Here is a 26,657-nt window from a genome sequence, read left to right as displayed (position 1 = left end):
TCATCCAGCCAGGCTCTGGGTTAACGGTTACTTTAGATAACCAGACCTGATTCTGATTAAGGGAGTGACGGTGAATTTACCTGATTCACAGGATGAGACAGTCTGAGATGGATTTTCAGGCCCTTCCGGCATTGCATCCATAATGCTTCACCAAACATCAAAATGGATTGGGATGCTTTTATACGATTTTTTCTTTTTAAGATTACGATAAGAGCTGGTCAACGATATTGTCCCTACCTGTTTGTGTAAGTGCGTTCTCCTCAGCAGTGTCAGAGATAGTCGGCTGCCAGCGTGATTGATTTCTCAGCAGTGCATGACCTGCTAAGGCGCAAGGCTGATCGCGTACTGGTGAAACAAATCAGCTCCTGAAGACACTCTGCGGGACATCATGCTGCTCTATCACCCAGTGCCTGATAGCCTCCTGCTCATGGTGCTTATGAATGAGTCGCAGAACGTTCTTAATGGTGTCCAGTGGCATTACGGCGTGAACTGATTGTTCTGCAGACTCTGCCGATGGGTATACGCAAATTAAAAGACAACGACCTATTCAGGGAGCCAGTCCCAACTCTGCCAGCCCGATCGAGACAGCAAAAATGGCATGATCCGTCACAGCCTGCCCAGGCTCGCTGCGGCTGGCGTATTAATAGAACAGCGCGTGTTATTGGACAGGCAGTCGCGCCAGTTAAGAAAAGAGAGATTTTTGTCTGACGGCTATAGCGTCTGTAAGCGTGGATTCACAGCACCTGTCAGGTCATCAAAAAACAGACGCAGGCGAATCCTGTAATGACGACAGGGAAAAAGGTTGATTGCAGGTGACAGGTTAAAACGCTCTTTTTCGGGGAGTTTTGCAAAAGGATTTAACTGAAAGGAGCCCACTCCGATCCCTTTGAAGCAAATCGGAGTGGACTTAGCACACACTATTACATATTTTCGATGATCGCGTCACCAAACTCTGAACATTTCAGCAGTTTAGCGCCATCCATCAGGCGTTCGAAATCGTAAGTCACAGTCTTGTTAGCGATAGCGCCTTCAACACCTTTAACAATCAGGTCAGCCGCTTCGAACCACTCCAGATGACGCAGCATCATCTCTGCGGAGAGGATCACGGAACCTGGGTTCACTTTATCCTGACCGGCATACTTCGGTGCGGTGCCGTGGGTTGCTTCGAACAGCGCACATTCATCACCGATGTTTGCGCCTGGTGCGATACCGATACCGCCAACCTGCGCAGCCAGGGCGTCAGAGATGTAGTCACCGTTCAGGTTCATACAGGCGATAACGTCATATTCAGCCGGACGCAGCAGGATCTGCTGCAGGAACGCATCCGCGATCACATCTTTAACGATGATCTCTTTGCCGGTGTTCGGGTTTTTGAACTTCATCCACGGGCCGCCGTCGATCAGTTCGCCGCCGAACTCTTCTTTCACTAACTGGTATCCCCAGTCTTTGAAAGAGCCTTCGGTGAACTTCATGATGTTGCCTTTATGAACCAGCGTCAGTGAATCACGATCGTTGGTGATGGTGTATTCCACTGCTGCGCGCACCAGACGCTTGGTGCCCTCTTCTGAGCAGGGCTTAACGCCGATACCACACTGCTCAGGGAAGCGGATTTTCTTAACGCCCATCTCTTCGCGCAGGAACTTGATCACTTTGTCCGCTTCAGCAGAGCCCGCTTTCCACTCGATACCCGCATAGATATCTTCGGAGTTCTCACGGAAGATCACCATGTCGGTCTCTTCAGGACGTTTTACCGGGCTTGGCGTGCCTTTGTAGTAACGTACCGGACGCAGGCAGACGTAGAGGTCAAGCTCCTGACGCAGGGCCACGTTCAGTGAACGAATACCGCCGCCGACCGGGGTCGTCAGTGGGCCTTTGATCGCCACGCGATATTCTTTGATTAAATCCAGCGTTTCCTGTGGCAGCCAGACGTCCTGGCCGTAGAGTTCTACTGATTTCTCACCGGTGTAAATCTCCATCCAGGAGATCTTACGCTCGCCGTTGTAGGCTTTCTTCACCGCCGCGTCGACCACTTTCAGCATTACCGGGGAAACGTCAACACCGATACCGTCACCCTCGATGTAAGGAATGATCGGATTGTGTGGCACTGTCAGCTTGCCCTGATTCAGGGTGATTTTTTGACCTTCCGCCGGAACAACTACTTTGCTTTCCATTAACCTCTCCTGGGCGTTTGTTAATGATTTGTAAGATGCGGGTCAATACTACTTGAATATTTACGCCACGCCAATCACCGCAATTTCACGTTATAATGCGCCGAATGTTTCTGACTGCAAAGCCCATGCGAAAAACTTCTCAACGAATTCACCAGGATAAACGATTCAGCCGCCCGACGCGTGATACGCGGCGTGCCCCTGCCCGTCCCGCAGCCCCGCGCCGTGTCATTCTGTTTAACAAACCCTTCGACGTTCTGCCGCAGTTTACCGATGAAGCGGGCCGCCGCACGCTGAAGGATTTTGTCAGCGTCGCAGAGGTCTATGCCGCCGGTCGCCTCGACCGCGACAGCGAAGGATTGATGGTCCTGACCAATGACGGCGCCCTGCAGGCCGCGCTGACCCAGCCCGGTAAACGCACGGGTAAGGTCTATTATGTGCAGGTAGAGGGCGAGCCACATGAGGCGGATCTGCAGCCGCTGCGGGATGGGGTTAATCTGAAAGATGGCCCGACGCTTCCCGCTGGCATCGAAAAAGTGGCCGAACCGGCGTGGATCTGGCCGCGTCAGCCGCCGATTCGCGAGCGCAAAAGCATCCCGACCCAGTGGCTGAAGGTCACGCTTTATGAGGGCCGGAATCGTCAGGTTCGCCGGATGACCGCCCATATTGGCTTTCCCACGCTACGGTTGATCCGCTATGCCATGGGGAGTTATACGCTCGACGATCTGGCACCGGGCGCGTGGCGTGACATCAGCGACAGCCCGCGCTGAAAACCCTTTTTTTATAACCTCAGGTTAACAAACGCGGAGAAAGGATGTTTAAACCTCATGTTACTGTCGCCTGCCTGGTTCAGGCTGAGGGTGAACTGCTGGTGGTGGAGGAGACGATTAACGGTCGCGCCACCTGGAACCAGCCTGCCGGGCATCTCGAAGCCGATGAAACGGTGCAGGAGGCCGCCGCGCGCGAACTCTATGAAGAGACCGGCATCGCCGCGCAGATGCACTATTTCATCGGGATCCATCAGTGGATCGCCCCGGACAGTACACCTTTTGTGCGTTTTCTGTTTGGTGTCGATCTGGCGGAAAAGGCGCCTGCTCAGCCGCATGACAGTGACATCGATTGCTGCTGGTGGCTGCCGCCAGCGCAGATTCTCACTGCCTCTAACCTGCGTTCGCCGCTGGTGGCGGAGAGCGTGCGCCTGTGGCAACAGGGCATCCGTTATCCGTTACATCTGGTCAGCCCGTTCCAGTGGCCGTTTCATGAGGGTGCGCGCCTGACTTCAGCATGATAGAATGCGCCGCCTGTTTTTTTATCGTAATGCGAGCGTGTCATGTCTGACAACAGCCAGAAAAAAGTGATCGTCGGTATGTCCGGCGGCGTCGATTCTTCCGTTTCCGCCTGGTTACTGCAGCAGCAGGGTTATCAGGTTGAAGGCCTGTTCATGAAGAACTGGGAGGAGGACGATGGCGAGGAGTATTGTACCGCCGCGGACGATCTGGCGGATGCGCAAGCGGTCTGTGACAAGCTCGGGATTAAGCTGCACAAGGTTAACTTTGCGGCGGAATACTGGGATAACGTCTTTGAGCACTTCCTCGAAGAGTATAAGGCGGGTCGCACGCCTAACCCCGATATTCTCTGTAACAAAGAGATCAAATTCAAAGCGTTCCTGGAGTTCGCCGCAGAAGATCTCGGTGCCGATTTCATCGCGACCGGTCACTACGTGCGTCGCAAGGATGTAGCGGGCCAGAGCCAGCTGTTACGCGGGCTGGATGGCAACAAAGATCAGAGCTACTTCCTCTACACGCTGAGCCACCAGCAGATCGCCCAGAGCCTGTTCCCGGTGGGTGAGCTGGAAAAACCGGAAGTGCGCCGCATCGCGGAGCAGCTGGATCTGATCACCGCGAAGAAGAAAGACTCGACCGGCATCTGCTTTATCGGCGAGCGCAAGTTCCGCGACTTCCTGGCGCGCTATCTTCCGGCGCAGCCTGGCGAAATCGAAACGACCGACGGCCAGATCGTCGGCGAGCATCAGGGGCTGATGTACCATACGCTGGGGCAGCGTAAAGGTCTGGGCATTGGCGGCCTGAAAGAGAGCAAAGATGACCCGTGGTATGTGGTCGATAAGGATGTAGCGCGAAACCGCCTGATTGTCGCCCAGGGTGGCGATCATCCGCGCCTGATGTCGGTTGGTCTGATTGCGCAGCAGCTGCACTGGGTCGATCGTATGCCGATCACCGCCCCGCTTCGCTGCACCGTGAAAACCCGCTATCGTCAGACCGACATTCCCTGTGAGATTATTCCGCAGGGCGATGATCGGATTGAAGTGCGTTTCGACGAGCCGGTAGCCGCCGTCACGCCGGGCCAGTCTGCAGTATTTTATCTTGGCGACATCTGCCTGGGTGGCGGTATTATCGAACAGCGCCTGCCGCTTGTGACAGAGTAAGCGGGCCTGGCCCGCATTGATGACGCGTAAACAGGAGTAACCGTGGCGAAAAATTATCGGGACATCACGCTGGCGCTGGCGGGGATCTGTCAGTCCGCGCATCTGGTGCAGCAGCTGGCTCAGCAGGGACACTGCCAGCCGGAGGCGCTGACCGTCTCGCTGCGCAGCGTGCTGGATCTCAATCCTGGCTCCACGCTGGCGGTGTTTGGCAACAGTGAAGCTAACCTGCGCCTCGGACTCGAAACCCTGATGGCGATGCTGAACAGCACCAGTCGCCAGGGTGCCGGTGCTGAACTGACCCGTTACACACTGAGCATGATGGTACTGGAGCGCAAGCTCAGCGGCAGCCAGTCCGCCATGAACACGCTGGCGCAGCGTATCAGCCAGCTGGATCGTCAGCTTGCCCACTATGAACTGGAGTCGGATACCATTCTCAGCGCGATGGCGGCCATCTACGTGGATGTGATCAGCCCGCTGGGCCCGCGTATCCAGGTGACCGGCTCTCCGGCGGTTCTGCAGAATACCCAGGTTCAGAGCAAGGTCCGCGCCACCCTGTTAGCCGGTATCCGTGCTGCGGTACTGTGGCAGCAGGTCGGTGGTGGCCGACTGCAACTGATGTTCTCGCGTCAGCGTTTGCTGCGTGAAGCGAAAACCCTCTTATCCCGGCTGCCACTGACTTACTAAGTCGGTGCGGCAAAACACTGCTAAATGATTCAGGAGTTGCACTGATGGAATTATCCTCTCTGACCGCCGTCTCACCTGTCGATGGTCGTTACGGCGATAAAGTCAGCCCGCTGCGTGCGATTTTCAGCGAATTTGGTTTGCTGAAATTCCGCGTTGAGGTTGAAGTTCGCTGGTTACAAAAACTGGCCGCGACCGCAGAGATCAAGGAAGTTCCTGCATTTGACGCTGACGCAAACGCTTTCCTTGATGCGATTGTCGCCGGTTTCTCAGAAGACGATGCCGCGCGTATCAAAACCATTGAGCGCACCACCAACCACGATGTGAAGGCGGTAGAGTATTTCCTGAAAGAGAAAGTCGCCGATTTCCCTGCCCTGCACGCCGTCTCGGAATTCATCCACTTTGCCTGCACCTCCGAAGATATCAACAACCTGTCGCATGCGCTGATGCTGGAAACGGCGCGCCGTGACGTGATCCTGCCTTACTGGCAGCAGCTGATTGGTGCCGTGAAAGGGCTGGCCAGCGAATACCGCGATATTCCGCTGCTCTCCCGTACCCACGGCCAGCCCGCGACCCCTTCCACCATGGGTAAAGAGATGGCGAACGTCGCTTACCGCATGGAGCGTCAGCTGCGTCAGCTGAACCAGGTCGAAGTGCTGGGTAAAATCAACGGCGCGGTCGGCAACTACAACGCCCACATTGCCGCCTATCCTGAAGTGGACTGGCACACGCTGAGCGAAGAATTTGTCACCTCGCTGGGCGTGACCTGGAACCCCTACACCACCCAGATCGAGCCGCACGACTACATCGCCGAGCTGTTTGACTGCATCGCCCGTTTCAACACCATCCTGATCGATTTCGATCGTGATATCTGGGGCTACGTGGCACTGAACCACTTCAAACAGAAAACCATCGCCGGTGAGATTGGCTCCTCGACCATGCCACACAAGGTCAACCCGATCGACTTCGAAAACTCCGAAGGCAACCTGGGCCTGGCGAACGCCGTGCTGCAGCACCTGGCCAGCAAACTGCCGGTTTCCCGCTGGCAGCGTGACCTGACCGACTCCACCGTGCTGCGTAACCTCGGCGTGGGCGTGGGTTATGCACTGATCGCCTATCAGGCCACGCTGAAGGGCATCTCCAAGCTGGAGGTGAACCGCGACCGTCTGCTGGACGAGCTGGATCACAACTGGGAAGTCCTGGCTGAGCCGATCCAGACCGTAATGCGCCGTTACGGCATCGAAAAGCCGTATGAAAAGCTGAAAGAGCTGACGCGCGGCAAGCGCGTGGATGCCGCCGGTATGCAGGCCTTTATCGACAGCCTGGCGCTGCCGGAAGAGGAGAAAGTGCGTCTGAAGCAGATGACGCCGGCAAACTATCTTGGCCGTGCTATCCGGATGGTTGACGATCTGAAATAATGCCCGCCGCAGACCGGTTCTCTCCGGTCTGCGTTAACATCTTGTTTAATACATTTCGCGTATACTTTCTGCAGGTTGACTCAAACAGAGTGTAAGGAATTTCTATGCGTGTTCTGGTTGTTGAAGACAATGCCCTGCTGCGCCATCATCTCGCCGTCCAGTTACGTGACATGGGCCATCAGGTCGATGCCGCCGAAGACGCCAAAGAAGCCGACTATTTTCTGCGGGAACATCTGCCGGATATCGCGCTGGTAGACCTCGGGCTGCCGGATGAAGATGGCATGTCGCTGATTCGCCGCTGGCGCAGTGATGCCGTGCGTCAGCCGATCCTGGTGCTGACCGCCCGTGAAGGCTGGCAGGCAAAAGTCGAGGCGCTGGAAGCCGGTGCGGATGACTATGTGACCAAGCCGTTCCACATTGAAGAAGTGGCCGCACGTCTGCAGGCACTGATGCGCCGCAACAGCGGGCACGCCTCGCAGATCATTGATATGCCGCCCTTCCAGGTGGATCTCTCCCGTCGCGAACTGACGGTTAATGAGGAGCCGGTGAAACTCACCGCCTTTGAGTACACCATTGTCGAGACGCTGATCCGTAATGCAGGAAAAGTTGTCAGCAAAGATTCGCTGATGCTGCAGCTCTATCCGGATGCAGAACTGCGTGAGAGCCACACCATCGACGTGCTGATGGGCCGTCTGCGCAAAAAGATCCTGGCGCTGCACCCGACCGACGTGATCGCCACCGTGCGTGGCCAGGGTTACCGCTTTGATCTCTGACCATGTCCTGGTTTAATCGCTATCGCCCGATTTCGCTGCGGGCCCGCTTTCTGCTGGCCTCCGCAGCTATCGTTCTGTTCCTCTCCCTCTCTTATGGCATGGTCGCGGTCATTGGCTATGTGGTGAGTTTCGACAAAAATACCTATCGTGTGATGCGGGGCGAGAGCAACCTGTTCTTTACGCTGGCGCAATGGCATGACAACAAGCTTACCATCGCCCAGCCGGAACGGATGACGCTTAACTTCCCGACACTGGTGTTTATCTACGATGAGCACGGCAAGCTGCTGTGGCAGCAGCGCGACGTGCCGGATATCCGCAAAAAGATCCGCCGGGAGTGGTTGCTGAAGCCTGACTTCTACGAAATTGATACCAGCAACCATACCAGTATGATGGCGATGGGTAATAACCTGAACGCGCAGCAGCGGCTTAATGACTGGGATACAGACAGCAACGACACCTTCACGCACTCGGTTGCTGTGAACCGTTACGATGCCACCACCAATCTGCCTGCGCTCACCATCGTCGTGGTGGACTCGATCCCACAGGAGCTCCAGCACTCGGACGTCGTCTGGTCGTGGTTCAGCTATGTGCTGGCGGCGAACCTGATCCTGATAGTGCCGCTGCTGTGGCTGGCGGCGCACTGGAGCCTGCGGCCTATCGGCACCCTGACCCAGCAGGTGCGTGAACTGGAGACCAGCCAGCGCGAAAACCTGGCGGACAATCCGCCACAGGAGCTGCGCAGCCTGGTGCGTAACCTCAATCTGCTGCTGACGAATGAGCGGCAGCGCTACACCCGTTATCGCACTACCCTGTCTGACCTGACCCACAGCCTGAAAACGCCGCTGGCCGTGTTGCAGAGTACCCTGCGGTCGCTGCGCAACGGGAAAGAGCTGACGGTGGAACAGGCAGAGCCGGTGATGCTGGAGCAGATCAGCCGCATCTCGCAGCAGGTTGGTTACTATCTGCATCGCGCCAGTATGCAGGCCGATCACAACCCGCTGCAGCGCGACCTGCACTCCGTTTCCGGCCTGCTCGACAGCCTCTGTTCCGCCCTGAACAAAGTCTATCAGCGCAAAGGCGTGGCGATTACGCTCGATATCTCCCCGGAACTGACCTTCGTGGGCGATCAGAACGACTTTATGGAAGTGCTGGGCAACGTGCTCGACAACGCCTGCAAATATTGCCTGGAGTTTATCGAGGTCAGCGCGTTCCAGAGTGAAAACGTGCTGCATCTCTACATCGACGATGATGGCCCCGGCATCCCTGAAAGCAAGCGCGATCTGGTGTTTGTCCGTGGCCAGCGGGTGGACACCCTGCGACCCGGCCAGGGATTAGGCCTGGCGGTGGTGCGCGATATTCTCGAACAGTATGAGGGTAACGTCATCGCCTCCAGCAGCGCGCTGGGTGGCGCGCGGATGGAAGTGATCTTTAAGCGCCAGGAAGTCGAACATCGCCGCGAGTAGAAACCGTCCGGGGCTGTTATACTTGCTGGCATTTGCAGCCCTAAGCGGAACCCTTGTATGGACTATCAGCTCGATCTTAACTGGCCCGATTTTATTCAGCGCTACTGGCAGAAACGCTCGGTAGTGCTGAAGCGTGGTTTTAAAAACTTTGTGGATCCTCTTTCCCCGGATGAACTGGCCGGACTGGCGATGGAAAACGAGGTGGACAGCCGCCTGGTCAGCCATCAGGACGGTAAATGGCAGGTCAGCCACGGCCCGTTTGAGAGCTACGATCACCTGGGCGAGAACAACTGGTCGCTGCTGGTTCAGGCGGTTAACCACTGGCATGAGCCTTCGGCGGCGCTGATGCGTCCTTTCCGTTTCCTGCCCGACTGGCGCGTTGACGACCTGATGGTCTCATTTGCCGTGCCTGGCGGCGGTGTCGGCCCCCATTTCGATCAGTATGATGTCTTTATTATTCAGGGGATGGGCCGCCGTCGCTGGCGCGTCGGGGAAAAGGTGCCGCTGAAGCAGCACTGCCCGCACCCGGATCTGCTGCAGGTCGAACCCTTTGACGCCATCATCGATGAAGAGATGGAGCCGGGCGATATTCTCTATATTCCGCCAGGATTCCCGCATGAAGGCTACTCGCTGGAGAACGCGCTGAACTACTCTGTCGGCTTCCGCGCCCCCAGCGGCCGCGAGCTGATCAGCGGATTCGCCGACTACGCGCTGGCCAATGAACTGGGCAGCCTGCGCTTCAGCGATCCGGACGTACCCGCGCGTGACTGCCCGTCGCAGATCCTGCCGCAGGAAATTGAAGGGGTGCGTCAGCTGATGCTGGATGTGGTCAATCAGCCTGAACATTTCGAACGCTGGTTCGGCGAATTTATTTCACAGTCACGCCATGAACTGGATGTCGCGCCGCCGGAACCACCTTATCAGCCTGACGAGATCTACGATGCGCTGCAGCAGGGTGACGCCCTGAGCCGGTTAGGTGGCCTGCGAGTGCTGACGATTGGCGAGGCGGTCTATGTGAACGGCGAGCAGGTTGAGTGTTCGCGTCCTGAGGTGATGGCGGTTCTGGCCCATCACAGTCGCATCACGCTGGACGATCTGGGTGATGCGCTGGACGATCCGGCTGTGCTGGCGCAGATCGCTGGTCTGGTGAATGCTGGTTACTGGTACTTCGGCGACGAATAAGCCGCGCGGCGCATCCCTGCGCGGCGGCTGAATCAGGCGCTCTGTCACGGTGACAGAGCGCTTTTTTAATCCTTCTTCTGTGCCGCCAGCTCTGACAGGCGCACAATCACCTCGACCGATTTCGCCATGATATTCAGTGAGGCAAACTCATGTTTACCATGGTAGTTGTAGCCACCGGTAAAGATGTTCGGGCACGGCAGGCCTTTCCATGAAAGTGCCGACCCATCGGTTCCGCCGCGGATCGGCTTCACTACCGGCTCAATGCCGCAGTCGCGCATCGCCTGCAACGCCAGCTCGATGATGTGCGGGAACGGCTCAACCTTTTCACGCATATTACGGTAGCTGTTGGTGATGTCGACCGTCACTGAGCAGTCCGCATGCAGGCTCCTGTTAATCTCCGCAGCAATCTGCAGCAGCGTTGCTTTACGCTGCTCAAAACGTTCAGTCTCAAAATCACGGATGATGTAGAGCATTTCGGCGTGTTCGACCGTGCCCTTGATCTGATGCAGATGATAGAAACCCTGATAGCCGTCGGTGAACTGCGGTTTTTCGCTGGCCGGAACCGCCGCGTGGAACTGGTTAGCCAGATCCAGCGCATTCACCATCACCCCTTTAGCCGAACCAGGATGCACATTGTTGCCGACGATTTTCACGGTGGCCGAGGCGGCGTTGAAGTTTTCATACTCGAACTCGCCCAGATCGCTGCCGTCGATGGTGTAGGCCCAGTCTGCGGCAAAAGCTTCTACGTCAAAGTGCGAGGTGCCGCGGCCAATCTCCTCATCGGGCGTAAAGGCCACGCGAATAGCGCCGTGCGGCCTGTCGCTGGCGGCCAGTTCCGCCATCGCCGTCATGATCTCGGCAATACCCGCTTTATCGTCCGCGCCCAGCAGGGTTTTACCATCGGTGGTGATCAGCGTGTGGCCGATCAGCTTGTGCAGCACCGGGAACATCACCGGCGACAGAATCTCATTGCCGTTACCCAGCGCAATATCGCCGCCGCGATAATTCTCGATGATCTGCGGATTCACATGCTTCGCCGTAAAATCGGGAGAGGTATCCATGTGGGAGATGAAACCGATGACCGGCGTCGGCCAGTCAACGTTGGCGGGCAGCGTGCCCATGACGCAGCAGTGATCGCTTAAGGTGACATCGACAAAGCCCAGCGCCAGCAGCTCCTCCTGCAGCTGACGCGCCAGCGTCCACTGCCCTTCACTGCTGGGCACCTGGCGCGCCTGCGGCTTAGCCTGGGTCTCAACTGCCACATAACTCAAAAAGCGCTCAAGTAACTGTTCCATATCCCATCCTTTAAAAGTGCCGTCCGCTATTATTCACAGACCCGCCGAACGCAATGTTGCGTAAAATCATTCGCAGACAGGTTAGCGCGGTCGGGAACCTTTGGGAAAGCAATAAGCCTGAAAAAAGCGACACACCGGTGAATGTTGCGGCCAATCCCGCACTATTTCCTGTAACGGCCCCCATTAGCGCCGATCGGGCGGCCAAATCATGGCATTACCGCATTTTTCAGGTATCATCCGCCCTCTTTGCTGGCTGGCCGCATGATGCGGCTACGCTGAAACTGTCCGACCTCTAACAGACTGAGACTAAAATGACGCAAACACGCGCACAGCAGGCGCTGGTTACGCTTTCTGGCATCAGTAAAGCTTTCGACGGTAAAACCATCATTGATGATTTTAACCTGACCATTCATCACGGTGAGTTCATCACCCTGCTCGGCCCGTCGGGCTGCGGCAAAACGACGATCCTGCGCCTGATCGCCGGTCTGGAAGATGCCGACCGTGGCCGGATTTTGCTCGACGACCAGGAGATTACCAGCACGCCCGCCGAGCATCGTCACGTCAATACCGTGTTTCAGAGCTATGCGCTGTTTCCGCATATGACGGTGTTTGAGAACGTGGCGTTTGGCCTGCGGATGCAGAAAACGCCGGCAGCGCAGATTAACGAACGGGTTAACGAGGCGCTGGCGATGGTGCAGCTGGAGAGCTTCGCCGATCGGCGTCCGCATCAGCTCTCTGGCGGCCAGCAGCAGCGGGTGGCGATCGCCCGCGCCGTGGTCAACCGGCCCAAAGTGCTGCTGCTGGATGAGTCACTCTCGGCGCTGGACTACAAGCTGCGCCGTCAGATGCAGAATGAGCTGAAGGCGCTGCAGCGTAAGCTCGGCATCACCTTCATCTTTGTCACGCACGATCAGGAAGAGGCGCTGACCATGTCCGACCGTATCGTGGTGATGCGTGACGGCAAGGTAGTACAGGATGGTACGCCACGCGAAGTCTACGAAGAGCCTGAAAATCTGTTTGTCGCCCGCTTCATCGGCGAAATTAATCTGTTTGATGCAGAAGTTATCGCCGCCGATGACGCGCCTGCGGTGCGTGCGCGGGTCGAGGGGCGCGAATGCCAGATCCACTGTCCCTTCCCGGTGAGTGCCGGTGACCGGCTCCATGTGATGCTGCGACCGGAAGATCTGCGGGTCGATGAGATCCATGATGAGCGCCCGGCAGATGGCCTGATTGGCTATGTACGCGAACGAAACTATAAAGGCATGACGCTGGAGTCCGTGGTCGCGCTGGAGAATGGCAAGCTGATTACGGTCAGCGAATTCTTTAATGAAGACGATCCAGACTTCGACCACTCGCTGAATCAGAAGATGGTGGTGAACTGGGTGCCAGGCTGGGAGGTGGTGCTGCCCTATGAAGCTGATGCGTAATGGTTTTCAGAAGTGCGTTATCGCGCTGATTGTCGGCTGGCTGACGCTCTTCGTCTTTATCCCTGATCTGATGATCTTCATCACCAGCTTTCTGACGCGTGATGAAGCCCGTTTTGTCAGCACGACGCCGACGCTCAGCAACTATGGTCGCCTGCTCGATCCGCTCTATGCAGAGGTGCTGCTGCACTCTCTGAATATGGCGCTGATCGCCACACTCGGCTGCCTGCTGCTGGGCTATCCCTTCGCCTGGTGTCTGACGAAACTGCCGCCGCGCCTGCGTCCGCTGATGCTGTTCCTGTTGATTGTGCCGTTCTGGACCAACTCGCTGATCCGTATCTATGGCCTGAAAATCTTTCTCAGCACCCGTGGCTGGCTGAACGATGGCCTGCTGTCGCTGGGGGTGATCGACAAGCCGTTTCGCCTCATCTATACCCCGGAAGCGGTGATCCTCGGTCTGATCTATATCCTGCTGCCGTTTATGGTGCTGCCACTCTACTCCAGCCTGGAGAAGCTGGATAAGCCGCTGCTGGAAGCGGCGCGCGACCTGGGTGCCGGTAAGCTGCAGACCTTTTTCCGGGTGATTCTGCCGCTGACCATGCCCGGCATTATCGCGGGCTGCCTGCTGGTGTTTATCCCGGCGATGGGGCTGTTCTATGTTGCCGACCTGATGGGCGGCGCCAGGAACCTGCTGATTGGCAATATTATCAAGAGCCAGTTCCTGAATATCCGGGACTGGCCACTGGGGGCTGCCACCAGCGTCGTCATGACTTTGATAATGGGGTTGCTGCTGCTGATCTACTGGCGCGTCGCACGACTGCTGAATAACAGGATGGATTTAGGATGATGGCTCGCCTGTTACGCGGCTCTTTTATGGCGCTGATTTACGCCTGGTTCTACATACCGATCATGATTCTGATCGCCAATTCGTTTAACGCGTCCCGGTTTGGTATCAACTGGCAGGGTTTCACGACGACGTGGTACAGCCTGCTACTGAACAACGACAGCCTGCTTCAGGCGGCGCAGCATTCGTTGATCATGGGCGTGCTCTCTGCCAGCTGCGCCACGCTGATCGGTGCGCTGACCGCCGTGGCGCTCTATCGCTACCGTTTCCGCGGCAAGCCGTTTGTCAGCGGCATGCTGTTTGTGGTGATGATGTCGCCCGACATTGTGATGGCCATCTCCCTGCTGGTGCTGTTTATGCTGCTGGGCATTTCGCTGGGCTTCTGGTCGCTGCTGATCTCCCATATCAATTTCTGCCTGCCGTTTGTGGTGATTACGGTCTACTCGCGACTGAAAGGATTTGATGTGCGGATGCTGGAGGCGGCCAAAGATCTCGGTGCCAGCGAAACGACCATCCTGCGCAGGATCCTCCTGCCGCTGGCGATGCCCGCTGTCGCGGCGGGCTGGCTGCTGAGCTTCACCCTGTCAATGGATGATGTGGTGGTCTCGTCGTTCGTCTCCGGCCCGACGTTTGAGATCTTACCGCTGAAGATCTACTCCATGGTAAAGGTTGGCGTCTCACCCGAGGTGAATGCGCTGGCCACCATTTTACTGCTGCTGTCGTTGCTGCTGGTTGCGGCCAGCCAGTGGTTACTGCGCGACAGAAATCGATAAGAGGAAAGAGGATGAAAAAGCGATCTCACTGGCTGGCGGCAGGTGCGCTGCTGCTGGGCATGAATGTGGCTCAGGCCGACGACAGCAACACGCTCTACTTCTATAACTGGACGGAGTATGTGCCGCCGGGGCTGCTGGAGCAGTTCACCAAAGAGACCGGGATTAAGGTGATCTACTCCACCTATGAATCCAACGAGAGCATGTACGCCAAGCTGAAAACCTGGAAGGATGGCGCATACGATCTGGTGGTGCCCTCGACCTATTTCGTGGCAAAGATGCGTAATGAAGGGATGCTGCAGAAGATCGATAAAAGCCAGCTCAGTAACTTCAGTAACCTCGATCCCGATCTGCTGAATAAGCCGTTCGATCCCAACAATGACTACTCGATCCCCTATATCTGGGGCGCCACGGCGATCGGCGTGAACACCGATGAGATCGATGCCAGCAAGGTGACCCGCTGGGCCGACCTCTGGAAGCCGGAATATAAGCAGAGCCTGCTGCTGACCGACGATGCGCGCGAGGTGTTCCAGATGGCGCTGCGCAAGCTGGGCTACTCCGGCAATACCCGCGACCCGGCGCAGATCAAAGCGGCGTATCTGGAGCTGAAAAAACTGATGCCCAACGTGCTGGCTTTCAACTCCGATAATCCGGGGAATCCTTATATGGAAGGTGAGGTGAATCTGGGGATGCTCTGGAATGGGTCGGCTTATGTCGCGCGTCAGGCGGGCACGCCGTTAGCGGTAGTCTGGCCTGAAGAGGGCGGCATCTTCTGGATGGATAACCTGGCAATCCCGGCCAATGCGAAAAACAGAGCCGGCGCGCTGAAGCTGATCAACTTCCTGCTGCGCCCGGACGTCGCCGCCAGAGTCGCGGAAACCATCGGTTATCCCACGCCGAACCTGGCCGCCAAAGCCCTGCTGCCACCGACCGTGGCGAACGATCCTTCGCTCTATCCCCCCGCCGACGTGATTAAAAAGGGTGAATGGCAGGATGACGTGGGTGAGGCCAGCGTTCAGTACGAAACGCTGTTCCAGCAGCTGAAAGCCGGGCGCTAAAGCAGCAGGCTGAGAGGGGGCGCGGAGCAAAAGCGCCGCGTGCCCCAGCTCAGCTCCGCGTTGTGGCGTCTCAGGGGCGGTTTTACGATCCGGCACAGACGCTCTGCGCCGGGTCAGCGTCACTCACCCGCCCCGCTTACCGGAAGCAACCACGCAGCAGTTTGTGAACAAACTCCGGGACGACTTCGCTCGCCAGGCCATAGTGCCGTTCGGCAAACTCGTTGCCGACCTGGCTCGGTTCAAGATTGAGTTCAACCGTATGCGCGCCCTTGAGTTTAGCCTCATGCACGAATCCCGCCGCCGGGTAGACGTGGCCTGAGGTGCCAATCGCAATAAAGTAATCGGCCTGCTCCAGCGCCTGATAAATCTCCTCCATACCCAGCGGCATCTCACCGAACCACACCACATGCGGCCGCAGCGCCGAGGGGAACTGGCAGCAGGTGCAGCGGTCGTCCGGGGTAATATCCCCGGTCCATTCGATCACCTGACCGCTGGAGACGCAGCGCACTTTTAACAGCTCGCCGTGCATATGCAGCACCCGGCTGTTGCCGGCCCGTTCATGCAGGTTATCGATGTTCTGCGTCACCAGCAGGAAATTGTCGCCTAACACCTGCTCCAGCTCCGCCAGGGCCACATGCGCCGCGTTGGGCTGGATCTCTGGCTGCTGAAGCTGCTGGCGGCGCGCGTTGTAGAAGCGCTGCACCAGCGCCGGATCGCGCTGAAAGCCCTCGGGTGTCGCCACATCTTCAACGTGATGCTCTTCCCACAGGCCGTCAGCGGCGCGGAAGGTCCGGATGCCGGACTCCGCAGAGATGCCCGCGCCGGTCAGCACGACCACATGCGGCAGAGGATGGGCGGCCAGTTCGGCCTGACGATCGCGCTCAAAAATGCGCTGACGGAAGCGCTGATGCACCTTTCTCCGGGTTTTCTTCAGGCGGGCAAGTCGCAGGCGGCGACGTGGTGTACGCATAAAATCTCCTGGCGTAGCGGCTGCGGCGAGCCGCTATAAACAGTTTCCGGGTAACTTCACCCGATAGTAACGGTTGCTGCGGGCCTGGCCCTACAGCAAAGGTCTTAAAACAGAGACGGCGCGAAATCACTCGCGCCGCCTTTTATTACTGACCGCTTAATACCCGAGCCGGGTCGATGCGGCTGGCGCGCCTCGCCGGATACCAGCTCGCTAACAGACTCAGCAGAATCGCGGTGATCAGTACTGAGAACACATCAATCCAGTGCAGTTCCGACGGCAGGAAATCGATAAAGTAGATATCGCCTGCCAGCAGATGATGGCCGGTCAACGACTCCAGCCCGCGCACCAGCGAGGTCAGATTCAGCGCCACCAGCACGCCCGCGATCACACCGCTGACGCTGCCCAGCAGCCCCGCCAGCAGACCGTACCAGATGAAGATGGCGCGGATCAGCCGGTCTTTCGCGCCGAGCGTGCGCAGCACCGCGATGTCACTGCTCTTATCCTTCACCGCCATGACCAGCGTAGAGACGATGTTAAAGCAGGCCACGCCGATCACCAGCACCATCGCCAGATACATGATGGCGCGGATCATCTGAATATCCCGGTACATGTAGCCGTAGGTGCCAATCCAGCTCTTTATATAGACGTAAGAGCGGGTCGCTTCCCCGGCATCCCGCACCAGCTTAACAGCCTGGAACGGATCGCTCATTTTCAGGGCGATGCCGGAAACGCTGTCACCCATCTCCAGATAGTGCTGCGCGTCCGCCAGCGGTACCAGCGCCAGGCTGTGATCGAGCATACCGCTGAGTTGCAGGATGCCGCTGACCTGCAACCGGATGCGTTTGGGCTGCAGCAGTTTGTTGTCGCCATCGTTGTTGGGGATCATGATGGTGATCCAGTCGCCCTGCTTCACATTCAGCGATTTCGCAATGCCACCGCCAAGGATGATCTGCTGCTTACCCGCGGCAAAAGAGGACCAGGCGTTAGCGGCCACGAACTGCGGCAGCGCGCTGAGGCGCGGCTCCTGAGCCGGATCGACGCCCTTCACCTGCAGCGCCTCCAGCCGGGCGCCGCTCTCAATCAGGCCGGTGAAGTTCACATAGGGCGCGGCCGCCGCAATACCGGGCACCTTCTCTATCGGTGCGATCAGGGATTGCCACTGGCGGAACGGCTGGTTGACCGCCTCTATTTCACCGTGCGGCACGACCGCCAGAATACGGTTGTTCAGCTCGCGCTCAAACCCATTCATGGCGCTCAGGCCGATAATCAGCACCGCCACGCCCAGCGCGATACCCACGGTGGAGATGACCGAAATCAGCGACACCATGCCGCCACGGCGGCGCCCGCGGCTGAAGCGCAGGCCCAGCAACAGGGATAACGATGAACCCATTACACCGCTCCTGCCAGAGTGAGCTGGTCGCTTAACTGGCCGTCACGCATCTCCATCTGACGCGTCATCCGTTTTGCCAGCATCAGATCGTGGGTCACCACCAGAAACGCGGTGCCCTGACGGACGTTCAGTTCGCCCAGCAGTTCAAAGATGGCATCGGCGTTGCGCGCATCCAGGTTACCGGTAGGCTCATCCGCCATCACCAGCCGCGGACGATTCACCAGCGCGCGGGCAATCGCGACACGCTGACGCTCTCCGCCCGACAGTTCAGACGGCCGGTGGGCGGCGCGATGATCCAGCCCGACCGCAGCCAGCATCTCCCGCGCCCGCGCCTGCGCTTCCGCTTTCGCAATTTTGCCAATCAGCAGCGGCATCGCCACGTTCTCCAGCGCGCTGAAGTCCGGCAGCAGATGGTGGAACTGATAGATAAAGCCCAGCTCGCGGTTGCGCAGCTCCGCTTTGGCCGAGGAGGACATGGCATTCAGTGACTGACCATCAAACACCACATCGCCCGAGGTCGGCGCATCCAGGCCGCCGAGCAGATGCAGCAGCGTACTTTTACCGGAGCCGGAGCTGCCGACGATCGCCGTCAGTTCGCCGGGCTGGAGGCTGAAAGCCACATTGCGCAGCACATCGGTCTGCACGCTGCCTTCCTGATAGCGTTTGCACAGGTCGCGGCACTGCAACAAAGGAGAGTTACTCATAACGTAAAGCCTCAGCAGGTTGAACGGCGGCAGCGCGCCACGAAGGATAGAGCGTAGACAACAGCGCAACGATCATCGCGCTGAGGGCGATGGTAATCACCTGCCACAGGTTAATATCCACCGGCAGCGCGGCGCCATCGAGGAACAGGCCAATCACCGGCATCAGGTTGTTGAGCTGGCTGGCCAGCAGCACGCCCAGCAGTGCGCCGAGCAGCGTGCCGATAATCCCGGCGCTGGCGCCCTGCACCATAAAGACAGCGACAATCTGCCGGCGCGTCAGGCCCTGCGTCTGCAGGATCGCCACTTCGCCCTGCTTCTCCATGATCAGCAGACCCAGCGACGTGATGATGTTAAACGCCGCCACCGCGATGATCAGGCTCAGCAGCAGGCCCATCATATTTTTCTCCATGCGCACCGCCTGGAAGAGATCGCCTTTGCGCTCACGCCAGTCTTTCCAGACCAGCCCCGCAGGCAGGCTCTGCTGACTCAGGCTGTCCACCGACAGCGGCTTGTCGAGCCAGAGACGCCAGCCGGTGATGTTTCCGGCCGGATAGCGCATCACGCGTGACGCATCCTGAAGATTGACCAGGATCTGATAACCATCGACTTCGCTGTTCGCCGCGTAGGTGCCCGCCACGGTAAACAGACGCTGGCTCGGCACGCGCCCCATCGGCGTAAACTGGCTGACCGACGGCACCATCAGACGCAGCTGATCGCCCCGTTTTACGCCCAGCTGCGACGCGAGCTGTTCGCCGAGGATCACGTTGTACTGTCCGGGCTGCAGCACGCTCTGCCGGGTGTTTACCAGGAATGGCGTCAGCGGATCTTTTTCATCAGGATTAATTCCCAGCATCACGCCCACGGCGACGCTGTGCGGACTTTGCAGCACCACGCTGGCGGTCGTCAACGGTGCAGTGCGGCTGACGCCCTGCAGATTCAGCGAGGCGGCGGGTTGCTGCTGCGGATTGAGGCTGCCTTTGTCGCTGGTGATCAGCGCCTGAGGCATCAGGCCAAGAATGTTGCCTTCGAGTTCACGCTCAAAACCGTTCATCACTGAGAGGACGGTCACCATCGCCAGCACGCCGAGCGTAATGCCAATCGTTGAGAGCCAGGAGACAAAGCGACCGAAGCGATCCGATGCTCGTCCGCGCATGTAACGCAGACCGATAAATAGCGCGACAGGTTGATACATGGAATTCAGTAAGCCGTTGCCTGAAAATAGGTAGTGGGATGATAAAGGAGCGGCTGGCTTTATGAAACCTCTAACCCTCTGAGTCGGCAGCAAAGTTGCATCAGAATGCGTCACCTTCAACTTCAAAGCAGCGGAATAGCCGATAAAGCCGTCGCTTATTGGCGGATTATTCTCCGCCCCTGCGGCTAGACTACACTCAGTTACAGCGTAAAAGGGTGAGCGATCACCGGGATGGGGAGGGGTACGATCATGTCGACATTTTCCAGAGGCAGCATCGTAAAACATCAGTCCGGCGAGATCAGAGGCGAGGTCATCAACGTCTTTGAGTTGCAGGACGCCCCCGTCGGGTATTACGTAAAGTGGGACGACGGCAATCTCAGCTATCATCCCGAGCAGGAGTTATCCTGGGCCAATATCGACCGGCCACGCATGCATTACACACAGCAATCCATAAAATAATCTGCCTGTTTAACCCCGTCGCTGCCTGGCGACGGTGGTTTTCTCTGTTTCCTTTCCAGTCTGCGTCTATCCTCTTCTTATCCGCTTCGTTACCGCCGACACCCGGTAAGGGCTGAACGCCCGGCTTCAGCGCGGTGCGGCAGGAAAATTGTGCCGCAAAGGTGATCCCCCTGACATAATATGGAATGATTACGTCCTGGAAAAATGGAGCAACCCCGAGATCCCATGTCCGAACAGACTCGTTATACCCTGCCCGTTAAATCCGGCGATCTCCGCCAGCTCGGCCAGCTCACAGGCGCTGCACATGCGGTAGAGTGTGCCAGCATTACCGAACGCCACGCCGGTCCGGTCCTGATGATTACCCCCGATACCCAGACTGCGCTGCGACTGCTGGATGAGATCCGCCAGTTTACTGATCTGCCGGTAGCCTACCTCGCCGACTGGGAAACGCTGCCGTATGACAGTTTTTCTCCGCATCAGGATATTATCTCGGCCCGTCTGTCGACCCTCTACCAGCTGCCCGTGATGCAGCACGGTATGCTGATCATGCCGGTTAATACGCTGATGCAGCGCGTCTGCCCGCACAGTTTCCTGCATGGCCATGCGCTGGTTATGAAGCAGGGGCAGAAACTGTCACGCGATCGGCTGCGCGACCAGCTGGAGCAGGCGGGCTATCGCCATGTGGATCAGGTGATGGAGCACGGGGAATATGCCACCCGCGGCGCCCTGCTCGACCTCTTCCCGATGGGCAGCGATCAGCCCTACCGTATCGACTTCTTTGATGATGAGATCGACAGCCTGCGCCTGTTTGACGTTGACACCCAGCGCACGCTGGAGGCGGTCGCCGAAATCAACCTGCTGCCCGCGCATGAGTTTCCCAGCGACAAAGCGGCCATCGAGCTGTTCCGCAGCCGCTGGCGTGAAATGTTCGATGTGCGCCGCGAATCGGAGCATGTCTATCAGCAGGTCAGTAAAGGCACGCTGCCCGCAGGCATCGAATACTGGCAGCCGCTCTTTTTCGAGCAGCCGTTGCCCAGCCTGTTCAGCTACCTGCCCGACAACACCCTGATTGTGAACTGTGGCGATCTCGAAGGCAGTGCCAGCCGCTTCTGGCAGGATGCCGAAGCGCGCTATGAGAATCGCCGCGTCGACCCGATGCGCCCGCTGCTGGAGCCGGTGACCCTGTGGCTGCGCCCGGATGCGTTAATGGGCGAGCTGAAAGCCTGGCCGCGCATTCAGATGACCAGCGAGGTGCTGCCGGCGAAGGCGGCCAATACCAACCTCGGCTACACCCCGCTGCCGGATCTGGCCATTCAGGCGCAGGCCAAAGCGCCGCTCGATCATCTGCGTCAGTTTATCGAAACCTTCAGCGGCGCCGTCGTCTTCTCGGTAGAGAGCGAAGGCCGCCGTGAGAGCCTGCAGGAGCTGCTGGCACGGATCAAGCTGCGTCCTCAGCCAGTGCATCGCTTTGATGAAAACGGCGACGATCGTTTCACGCTGATGATCGGGGCCAGCGAACGCGGTTTTATTGACACCCAGGGCAACCGGGCGCTGATTTGCGAGAGCGATCTGCTGGGCGAGCGTGTCAGCCGTCGCCGTCAGGATACCCGCCATACCATCAATCCGGACATTCTGATCCGCAACCTGGCGGAACTGCACCCCGGCCAGCCGGTGGTGCACCTGGAGCACGGCGTAGGACGCTACATCGGCCTGACCACGCTGGAGGCGGGCGGCATTGAGGCGGAATACCTGATGCTCTCTTACGCCAATGACGCCAAACTTTATGTGCCGGTTTCCTCGCTGCACCTGATCAGCCGCTATGCGGGCGGGGCTGACGATAACGCGCCCCTGCACAAGCTGGGCAGCGACGCCTGGTCACGCGCACGGCAGAAAGCGGCGGAGAAAGTGCGCGATGTCGCGGCTGAGCTGCTGGATATCTACGCCCAGCGCGCCGCCAAAGCGGGCTTTGCCTTTAAGCACGACCGTGAGCAGTATCAGCTGTTCTGTGAAAGTTTCCCGTTTGAGACGACTCCAGACCAGGCGCAGGCGATCAATGCGGTACTGAGCGATATGTGCCAGCCGCTGGCGATGGACCGTCTGGTATGCGGCGACGTCGGTTTCGGTAAAACCGAAGTGGCGATGCGCGCGGCATTTCTGGCGATCGAAAACCATAAACAGGTGGCCGTGCTGGTGCCAACCACCCTGCTGGCTCAGCAGCATTACGATAACTTCCGCGATCGCTTTGCCAACTGGCCGGTTCGCATTGAGATGCTGTCCCGTTTCCGCACCGCCAAAGAGCAGGCGCAGGTGCTGGAACAGGCCAGCGAGGGCAAGATCGACATCCTGATCGGCACCCACAAGCTGCTGATGAGTGACCTGAAATGGCACGATCTCGGTCTGCTGATTGTCGATGAGGAGCACCGTTTTGGGGTCCGCCATAAAGAGCGGATTAAGGCAATGCGGGCCGATGTGGATATTCTGACGCTCACCGCCACGCCGATTCCGCGTACCCTGAATATGGCGATGAGCGGCATGCGCGATCTCTCCATTATCGCCACGCCGCCTGCCCGTCGTTTGGCGGTGAAAACCTTTGTCCGGGAATATGATGACCTGGTGATCCGTGAGGCGATCCTGCGTGAAGTGCTGCGTGGCGGTCAGGTTTACTACCTCTATAACGACGTTGAAAATATTGAGAAAGCGGCGCAGCGCCTGAGCGAGCTGGTGCCGGAAGCGCGGGTGGCGATCGGTCACGGCCAGATGCGTGAGCGTGAGCTGGAGCGGGTGATGAACGATTTCCATCATCAGCGTTTCAACGTGCTGGTCTGTACCACCATTATCGAAACCGGGATCGACATTCCGACCGCCAACACCATCATCATCGAACGCGCCGACCACTTTGGTCTGGCTCAGCTGCACCAGCTGCGCGGGCGCGTCGGGCGTTCGCATCATCAGGCCTATGCCTGGCTGTTAACGCCGCATCCGAAGGCGATGACCGCCGATGCGCATAAACGTCTGGAGGCGATCGCCTCGCTGGAAGATCTGGGGGCCGGGTTTGCGCTGGCGACCCATGACCTGGAGATTCGCGGCGCGGGCGAGCTGCTGGGTGATGAGCAGAGCGGCCAGATGGAGACGCTGGGCTTCACGCTCTATATGGAGCTGCTGGAGAATGCGGTTGAGGCGCTGAAAGCGGGACGCGAGCCGTCGCTGGAAGATCTCACCAGCAATCAGACCGAGGTAGAGCTGCGCATGCCTGCGCTGCTGCCGGAGAGCTTTATCCCGGATGTCAGCACCCGCCTGTCACTCTACAAACGCATCGCCAGCGCGGAGAGTGAAGAGGAGCTGCAGGAGCTGAAGGTCGAGATGATCGACCGCTTCGGCCTGCTGCCGGACGCGGCGCGCAACCTGCTGGATGTGGCAATTATCCGCCTGCAGGCGCAAACCGTGGGGCTGCGTAAGATCGAAGCCAGCGACAAAGGCGGTTATTTCGATTTTGCGCCGCAGAACAAGGTGGATCCGGCCTGGCTGATCGGCCTGCTGCAGAAGGAACCGCAGCAGTGGAAGCTGGATGGCCCGACGCGACTGCGTTTCACCCGTGAACTGTCAGAAAGAAAGCTGCGGATGGAGTGGGTGCAGGGCTTTGTTTCACAACTGGCTGAGCATCAGGTCTGACACCCTGCCCGCCTGGTACTGAGCGCCGGGCGGGCGGAACACCATGAAAAAGGCGCATCCGGAAGATGCGCCTTTTTCATTACGTCGTGCTGTGTGGCCGCGAAGGCGGCAAAGCTTTGCCCAATTACGCCTGGTCGCCGTTAAGAATCAGCTGACCGTTGCGATCCAGTGGAATACGCGTGCCGGGATCGTTCTCCATACGGATTTTGCCCTGCTGGTCGCCTATTTTATAGGTCACGTCATATCCCAGTTTTTTCTCTTGTTTATCATAAACTGTTTTGCAGCGCTGTTCGGTGGTGGTGTAGGTATCCCGATCCTGCAGTCCGGCCTGGACCTGATTACCGGCATAACCGCCCGCTACCGCACCCGCTACCGTCGCCACATCCCTGCCGCGACCGCCACCAAACTGGTGACCCAGCACACCCCCTGCCACTGCACCTAACACCGATCCGGCAAGACGGTTTTCGTCCTGTACGGCCCGGCGATGCGTCAGGGTGACATTACGGCACTCCTGGCGTGGCTGCCTGATGCTCTCTTTGATAGGCGTTGCAGAAAGTACCTGAGCGTATTGCGGGCCGCGATCAAACACGTTCATGCCTGCCACGGCGGCAACACCCAGCGCTGCTGCCACACCAATACCGATACCCGCTAACATTGATTTATTCACAGGAAGTTCCTCCTGAAAAGTGTTACCGCGCATTCCTGCCGTAAAGCATCCTCGTTGACGGAGGTCTAACCGGCGTGCGCGACGCGCCGTGTTTGTTGGGATGAAGTTTTACAGATGGACCGAAATTGCAACATCAGATAAATGGAAGAAATTGGTCACTTTGCTTTCAGGACCAGTTTTTAGGAGAGTTCTGAGGTGCAGAAAGTTTTTACTGTTATCGATTTAAGCCAGAAATTTAACCAATAAAATCAATATTATAAATCTTTTTTAAGTGCTATAAAGAAGCTGACTGCCTGTTCTGGCAACCGCATTTCCATCGCTACCTGTATAACCAGGTTACTGACTATGCCGTAAAAGTGAAGATTCATTCCTGAAGCAACCAGGCTTCAGGAATGAAGGAAGAGGAAACTAATCGAAAATACTCTTTGACGGGCATTCCTTCACGTCGCCCCAGCCCACTACGGCGCCATCCGGGGTGAGATTTTTGATGGACACGCTATCGCCTGCATACTCAGAGCCTCTGACCACAATTTCGTAGTCATGGTTGGCCTGAGGAATAAATTCAGCAGTGGCAGATTTTTGAGTGTTCTGATAGTACCCAGTCTCAGTCCAGTAGTGGATGACCCGAATCATTTGTCCCGGTTTCAGGGTGAACTCATTGATGAAAGCACCATTATTATCAGATGAGGCTGGCATACCTATTCTTTTATTCCCTGTGAGAGGGATACCCAGAATGGCAAAGCCAGAAGTAATACGGCGTTCCAGTACTTTTTGGTAATGCCTCTGAATGGTTGGATCTTATGATATCCTGCCGTTATTTGAGGTGTTTTCATGGCTACCGTAACAGTCCACTGCCCCCGCTGTAATTCAGATGAAGTTTACCGACATGGACTCAGCCCGACTAAACGTGAGAGATTCCGCTGCCAGTGTTGTCACCGTGTATTCCAGCTTTCTTATCGCTATGAAGCCAGAAAACCGGGAGTCAAAGAGCAAATCATTGATATGACTCATAACGGGTCAGGTATCCGAGATACCGCCAGAACACTAAAAATCGGTATCAACACAGTCATTCGGGCTTTAAAAAACTGACACCCCGCCGGATTACCTCTTCTCCGGTCGCTCATGCCGACGTAGCGCTTATCTGTGAACTCGATGAGCAGTGGGCCTTTGTTGGCAGTAAAGCCCTACAACACTGGCTATGGTACGCTTACAACACCAAAACAGGCGGCGTACTGGCCTACACCTTCGGTCCGCGTACAAATGAGACCTGCAGGGAGCTATTGGCTCTGTTAACACCGTTCAGCATTGGTATGATAACCAGTGACAACTGGGGAAGCTATGCCAGAGAAGTCCCGAAGGAGAAGCACCTGACGGGCAAGATTTTTACGCAACGCATTGAGCGTAACAACCTGGCACTCCGCACCCGGATTAAGCGTCTGGCCCGCAAAACGATTTGCTTCTCACGCTCCATCGAAATCCACGAAAAAGTCATCGGCTCATTCATCGAAAAGTATATGTTCTACTAATTGGAAGCATTACCAAATTCGACCAGTTTTTTTGTTTATTCTGAATCTGATAGGTGGGATTTTCTGGCTTTTCGCTCATCTATTTTAGCGAAGATCCATGATCTAAGAGCCGCTGCTGTTCCTGCAATAACACTTACGACCACAACATGCTCAATATCTGATCGCTCAAAACTTACCTTATCGGTCATTATGAGTTCTACCATTACCTGAGCCAGAGAGAAAAAGATCAAACAGCAAAAAACCATGTATGAAATGCTTAAAATTAGTAAGCCTACTGTCGGCTTATTTTTTCTTCTCATTAACTCTATCCTTAACAGCATTGCTAATAAATTCTCCTCCTTCAGCCCCGATAATATCACCTACTGGAACTGAATGTGGGCCTAATACAGGACTATATTCTTGCCACGTTGCAGAAGCGACCACTGGAGATCCCGGAAGGGATAATTGAGTGGCAGCCGCCTTAAGGTAACAAACTAGTTATAAAGTAAAAATCCCGACTCAGTGTGATACCGGTCAGGATTTTATCAGGATCAATCAGGATTGGATGGGGGAGATTTACGG

At 57.2% G+C, this 26,657-nt stretch carries 25 protein-coding genes; 16 read left to right on the top strand and 9 right to left on the bottom strand.

Going from position 1 to position 26,657, the window contains the following annotated elements; translation table 11 throughout:
- Positions 1-920 precede the first annotated feature (920 nt).
- The gene (gene icd, locus ACNY69_RS03485; protein ID WP_111138687.1) at positions 921-2,171 is read right to left on the bottom strand and encodes an NADP-dependent isocitrate dehydrogenase; all 1,251 of its coding nucleotides are present in this window, start codon (positions 2,169-2,171) and stop codon (positions 921-923) included.
- Positions 2,172-2,275: 104 nt separating this feature from the next.
- Between icd and rluE the strand changes: the two genes are divergently transcribed.
- The 8 genes from rluE to ACNY69_RS03445 all read left to right on the top strand — a co-directional run bounded on the left by rluE (position 2,276) and on the right by ACNY69_RS03445 (position 10,128).
- Positions 2,276-2,938 (top strand): 23S rRNA pseudouridine(2457) synthase RluE, encoded by a 663-nt coding sequence (gene rluE / locus ACNY69_RS03480; RefSeq protein ID WP_111138686.1) that lies wholly within the window; start codon positions 2,276-2,278, stop codon positions 2,936-2,938.
- 44 nt (positions 2,939-2,982) lie between these two features.
- A complete protein-coding gene (locus tag ACNY69_RS03475; RefSeq protein WP_418797312.1) occupies positions 2,983-3,456 on the top strand; it encodes an NUDIX domain-containing protein in 474 nt (157 codons plus the stop codon).
- A 42-nt stretch (positions 3,457-3,498) separates the two neighbouring features.
- Positions 3,499-4,611, top strand: a complete 1,113-nt coding sequence (mnmA, locus tag ACNY69_RS03470; RefSeq protein ID WP_293769551.1) for a tRNA 2-thiouridine(34) synthase MnmA — start codon at positions 3,499-3,501, stop codon at positions 4,609-4,611.
- Between the two features lie 42 nt (positions 4,612-4,653).
- Entirely contained in the window at positions 4,654-5,295 is a 642-nt protein-coding gene (gene hflD / locus ACNY69_RS03465; protein ID WP_111138683.1) for a high frequency lysogenization protein HflD, read from the top strand.
- Between the two features lie 44 nt (positions 5,296-5,339).
- Positions 5,340-6,710 (top strand): adenylosuccinate lyase, encoded by a 1,371-nt coding sequence (gene purB / locus ACNY69_RS03460; protein WP_111138682.1) that lies wholly within the window; start codon positions 5,340-5,342, stop codon positions 6,708-6,710.
- Positions 6,711-6,814: 104 nt separating this feature from the next.
- Complete coding sequence (gene phoP, locus ACNY69_RS03455) at positions 6,815-7,483, top strand: two-component system response regulator PhoP (RefSeq protein ID WP_111138681.1); 669 nt, start codon at positions 6,815-6,817, stop codon at positions 7,481-7,483.
- Between the two features lie 2 nt (positions 7,484-7,485).
- Complete coding sequence (gene phoQ, locus ACNY69_RS03450; RefSeq protein WP_111138680.1) at positions 7,486-8,946, top strand: two-component system sensor histidine kinase PhoQ; 1,461 nt, start codon at positions 7,486-7,488, stop codon at positions 8,944-8,946.
- A gap of 57 nt (positions 8,947-9,003) precedes the next feature.
- Positions 9,004-10,128: a ribosomal protein uL16 3-hydroxylase gene (locus ACNY69_RS03445; RefSeq protein ID WP_418797310.1), complete on the top strand. Its 1,125-nt coding sequence runs from the start codon at positions 9,004-9,006 to the stop codon at positions 10,126-10,128.
- Positions 10,129-10,193: 65 nt separating this feature from the next.
- Here ACNY69_RS03445 and pepT read toward each other — a convergent pair whose 3' ends face one another.
- Positions 10,194-11,423 carry a peptidase T gene (gene pepT / locus ACNY69_RS03440; RefSeq protein ID WP_111138678.1) on the bottom strand — a complete coding sequence of 410 codons (1,230 nt, stop codon included), beginning with the start codon at positions 11,421-11,423 and terminating at the stop codon, positions 10,194-10,196.
- A gap of 53 nt (positions 11,424-11,476) precedes the next feature.
- Between pepT and ACNY69_RS03435 the strand changes: the two genes are divergently transcribed.
- From ACNY69_RS03435 to potD, 5 genes are read left to right on the top strand one after another with little or no spacing between them, the layout of a single operon-like run.
- A complete protein-coding gene (locus tag ACNY69_RS03435) occupies positions 11,477-11,719 on the top strand; it encodes a hypothetical protein (protein WP_146240819.1) in 243 nt (80 codons plus the stop codon).
- Between the two features lie 15 nt (positions 11,720-11,734).
- Positions 11,735-12,850, top strand: coding sequence for a spermidine/putrescine ABC transporter ATP-binding protein PotA (gene potA, locus ACNY69_RS03430; RefSeq protein WP_111138677.1), 1,116 nt, complete (start codon positions 11,735-11,737; stop codon positions 12,848-12,850).
- Positions 12,843-13,694 (top strand): spermidine/putrescine ABC transporter permease PotB, encoded by an 852-nt coding sequence (gene potB / locus ACNY69_RS03425; RefSeq protein ID WP_111138717.1) that lies wholly within the window; start codon positions 12,843-12,845, stop codon positions 13,692-13,694. Before potA ends, potB begins: the two co-directional genes overlap by 8 nt.
- Positions 13,691-14,464 (top strand): spermidine/putrescine ABC transporter permease PotC, encoded by a 774-nt coding sequence (potC, locus tag ACNY69_RS03420; protein WP_418797309.1) that lies wholly within the window; start codon positions 13,691-13,693, stop codon positions 14,462-14,464. The genes potB and potC overlap by 4 nt, the downstream gene beginning before the upstream one ends.
- Before the next feature lie 11 nt (positions 14,465-14,475).
- Entirely contained in the window at positions 14,476-15,519 is a 1,044-nt protein-coding gene (gene potD / locus ACNY69_RS03415) for a spermidine/putrescine ABC transporter substrate-binding protein PotD (RefSeq protein ID WP_418797308.1), read from the top strand.
- A 136-nt stretch (positions 15,520-15,655) separates the two neighbouring features.
- Here potD and cobB read toward each other — a convergent pair whose 3' ends face one another.
- From cobB to lolC, 4 genes are all read right to left on the bottom strand, one after another.
- Positions 15,656-16,489, bottom strand: a complete 834-nt coding sequence (gene cobB / locus ACNY69_RS03410) for a Sir2 family NAD+-dependent deacetylase (protein ID WP_418797307.1) — start codon at positions 16,487-16,489, stop codon at positions 15,656-15,658.
- Between the two features lie 145 nt (positions 16,490-16,634).
- Positions 16,635-17,879 carry a lipoprotein-releasing ABC transporter permease subunit LolE gene (gene lolE, locus ACNY69_RS03405; protein WP_418797306.1) on the bottom strand — a complete coding sequence of 415 codons (1,245 nt, stop codon included), beginning with the start codon at positions 17,877-17,879 and terminating at the stop codon, positions 16,635-16,637.
- On the bottom strand, positions 17,879-18,583 hold the full coding sequence (gene lolD, locus ACNY69_RS03400; RefSeq protein ID WP_128085105.1) for a lipoprotein-releasing ABC transporter ATP-binding protein LolD: 705 nt from the start codon (positions 18,581-18,583) through the stop codon (positions 17,879-17,881). Before lolD ends, lolE begins: the two co-directional genes overlap by 1 nt.
- Positions 18,576-19,775, bottom strand: a complete 1,200-nt coding sequence (gene lolC, locus ACNY69_RS03395) for a lipoprotein-releasing ABC transporter permease subunit LolC (protein ID WP_111138671.1) — start codon at positions 19,773-19,775, stop codon at positions 18,576-18,578. Before lolC ends, lolD begins: the two co-directional genes overlap by 8 nt.
- 249 nt (positions 19,776-20,024) lie before the next feature.
- On the opposite strand from lolC, the gene ACNY69_RS03390 reads away from it, so the two are divergent.
- Positions 20,025-20,234: a hypothetical protein gene (locus ACNY69_RS03390; RefSeq protein WP_111138670.1), complete on the top strand. Its 210-nt coding sequence runs from the start codon at positions 20,025-20,027 to the stop codon at positions 20,232-20,234.
- A 225-nt stretch (positions 20,235-20,459) separates the two neighbouring features.
- Positions 20,460-23,903 (top strand): transcription-repair coupling factor, encoded by a 3,444-nt coding sequence (mfd, locus tag ACNY69_RS03385; RefSeq protein ID WP_367396262.1) that lies wholly within the window; start codon positions 20,460-20,462, stop codon positions 23,901-23,903.
- A gap of 124 nt (positions 23,904-24,027) precedes the next feature.
- Here the strand turns inward: mfd and ACNY69_RS03380 are convergent, their stop codons facing one another.
- Together ACNY69_RS03380 and ACNY69_RS03375 are read right to left on the bottom strand one after the other, a co-directional pair.
- Positions 24,028-24,570, bottom strand: coding sequence for a glycine zipper 2TM domain-containing protein (locus ACNY69_RS03380; RefSeq protein WP_111138716.1), 543 nt, complete (start codon positions 24,568-24,570; stop codon positions 24,028-24,030).
- A gap of 408 nt (positions 24,571-24,978) precedes the next feature.
- Positions 24,979-25,266, bottom strand: a complete 288-nt coding sequence (locus ACNY69_RS03375) for a hypothetical protein (RefSeq protein WP_293769530.1) — start codon at positions 25,264-25,266, stop codon at positions 24,979-24,981.
- 135 nt (positions 25,267-25,401) lie between these two features.
- On the opposite strand from ACNY69_RS03375, the gene ACNY69_RS03370 reads away from it, so the two are divergent.
- A protein-coding gene (locus tag ACNY69_RS03370) for an IS1 family transposase (RefSeq protein ID WP_140917190.1) occupies positions 25,402-26,096 on the top strand; the annotation gives its coding sequence in 2 pieces (ribosomal slippage) (positions 25,402-25,645 and positions 25,645-26,096; 696 coding nt in all).
- Between the two features lie 35 nt (positions 26,097-26,131).
- Here the strand turns inward: ACNY69_RS03370 and ACNY69_RS03365 are convergent.
- Positions 26,132-26,395 (bottom strand): hypothetical protein, encoded by a 264-nt coding sequence (locus ACNY69_RS03365; protein WP_128086896.1) that lies wholly within the window; start codon positions 26,393-26,395, stop codon positions 26,132-26,134.
- Between the last annotated feature and the right edge of the window lie 262 nt (positions 26,396-26,657).

This window comes from Pantoea graminicola (assembly GCF_048452665.1).
In the GTDB taxonomy this organism is placed as follows: domain Bacteria; phylum Pseudomonadota; class Gammaproteobacteria; order Enterobacterales; family Enterobacteriaceae; genus Pantoea.
Note: the sequence above shows the minus strand (reverse complement) of the source record. Positions and strands in the feature narration are given on the sequence as shown.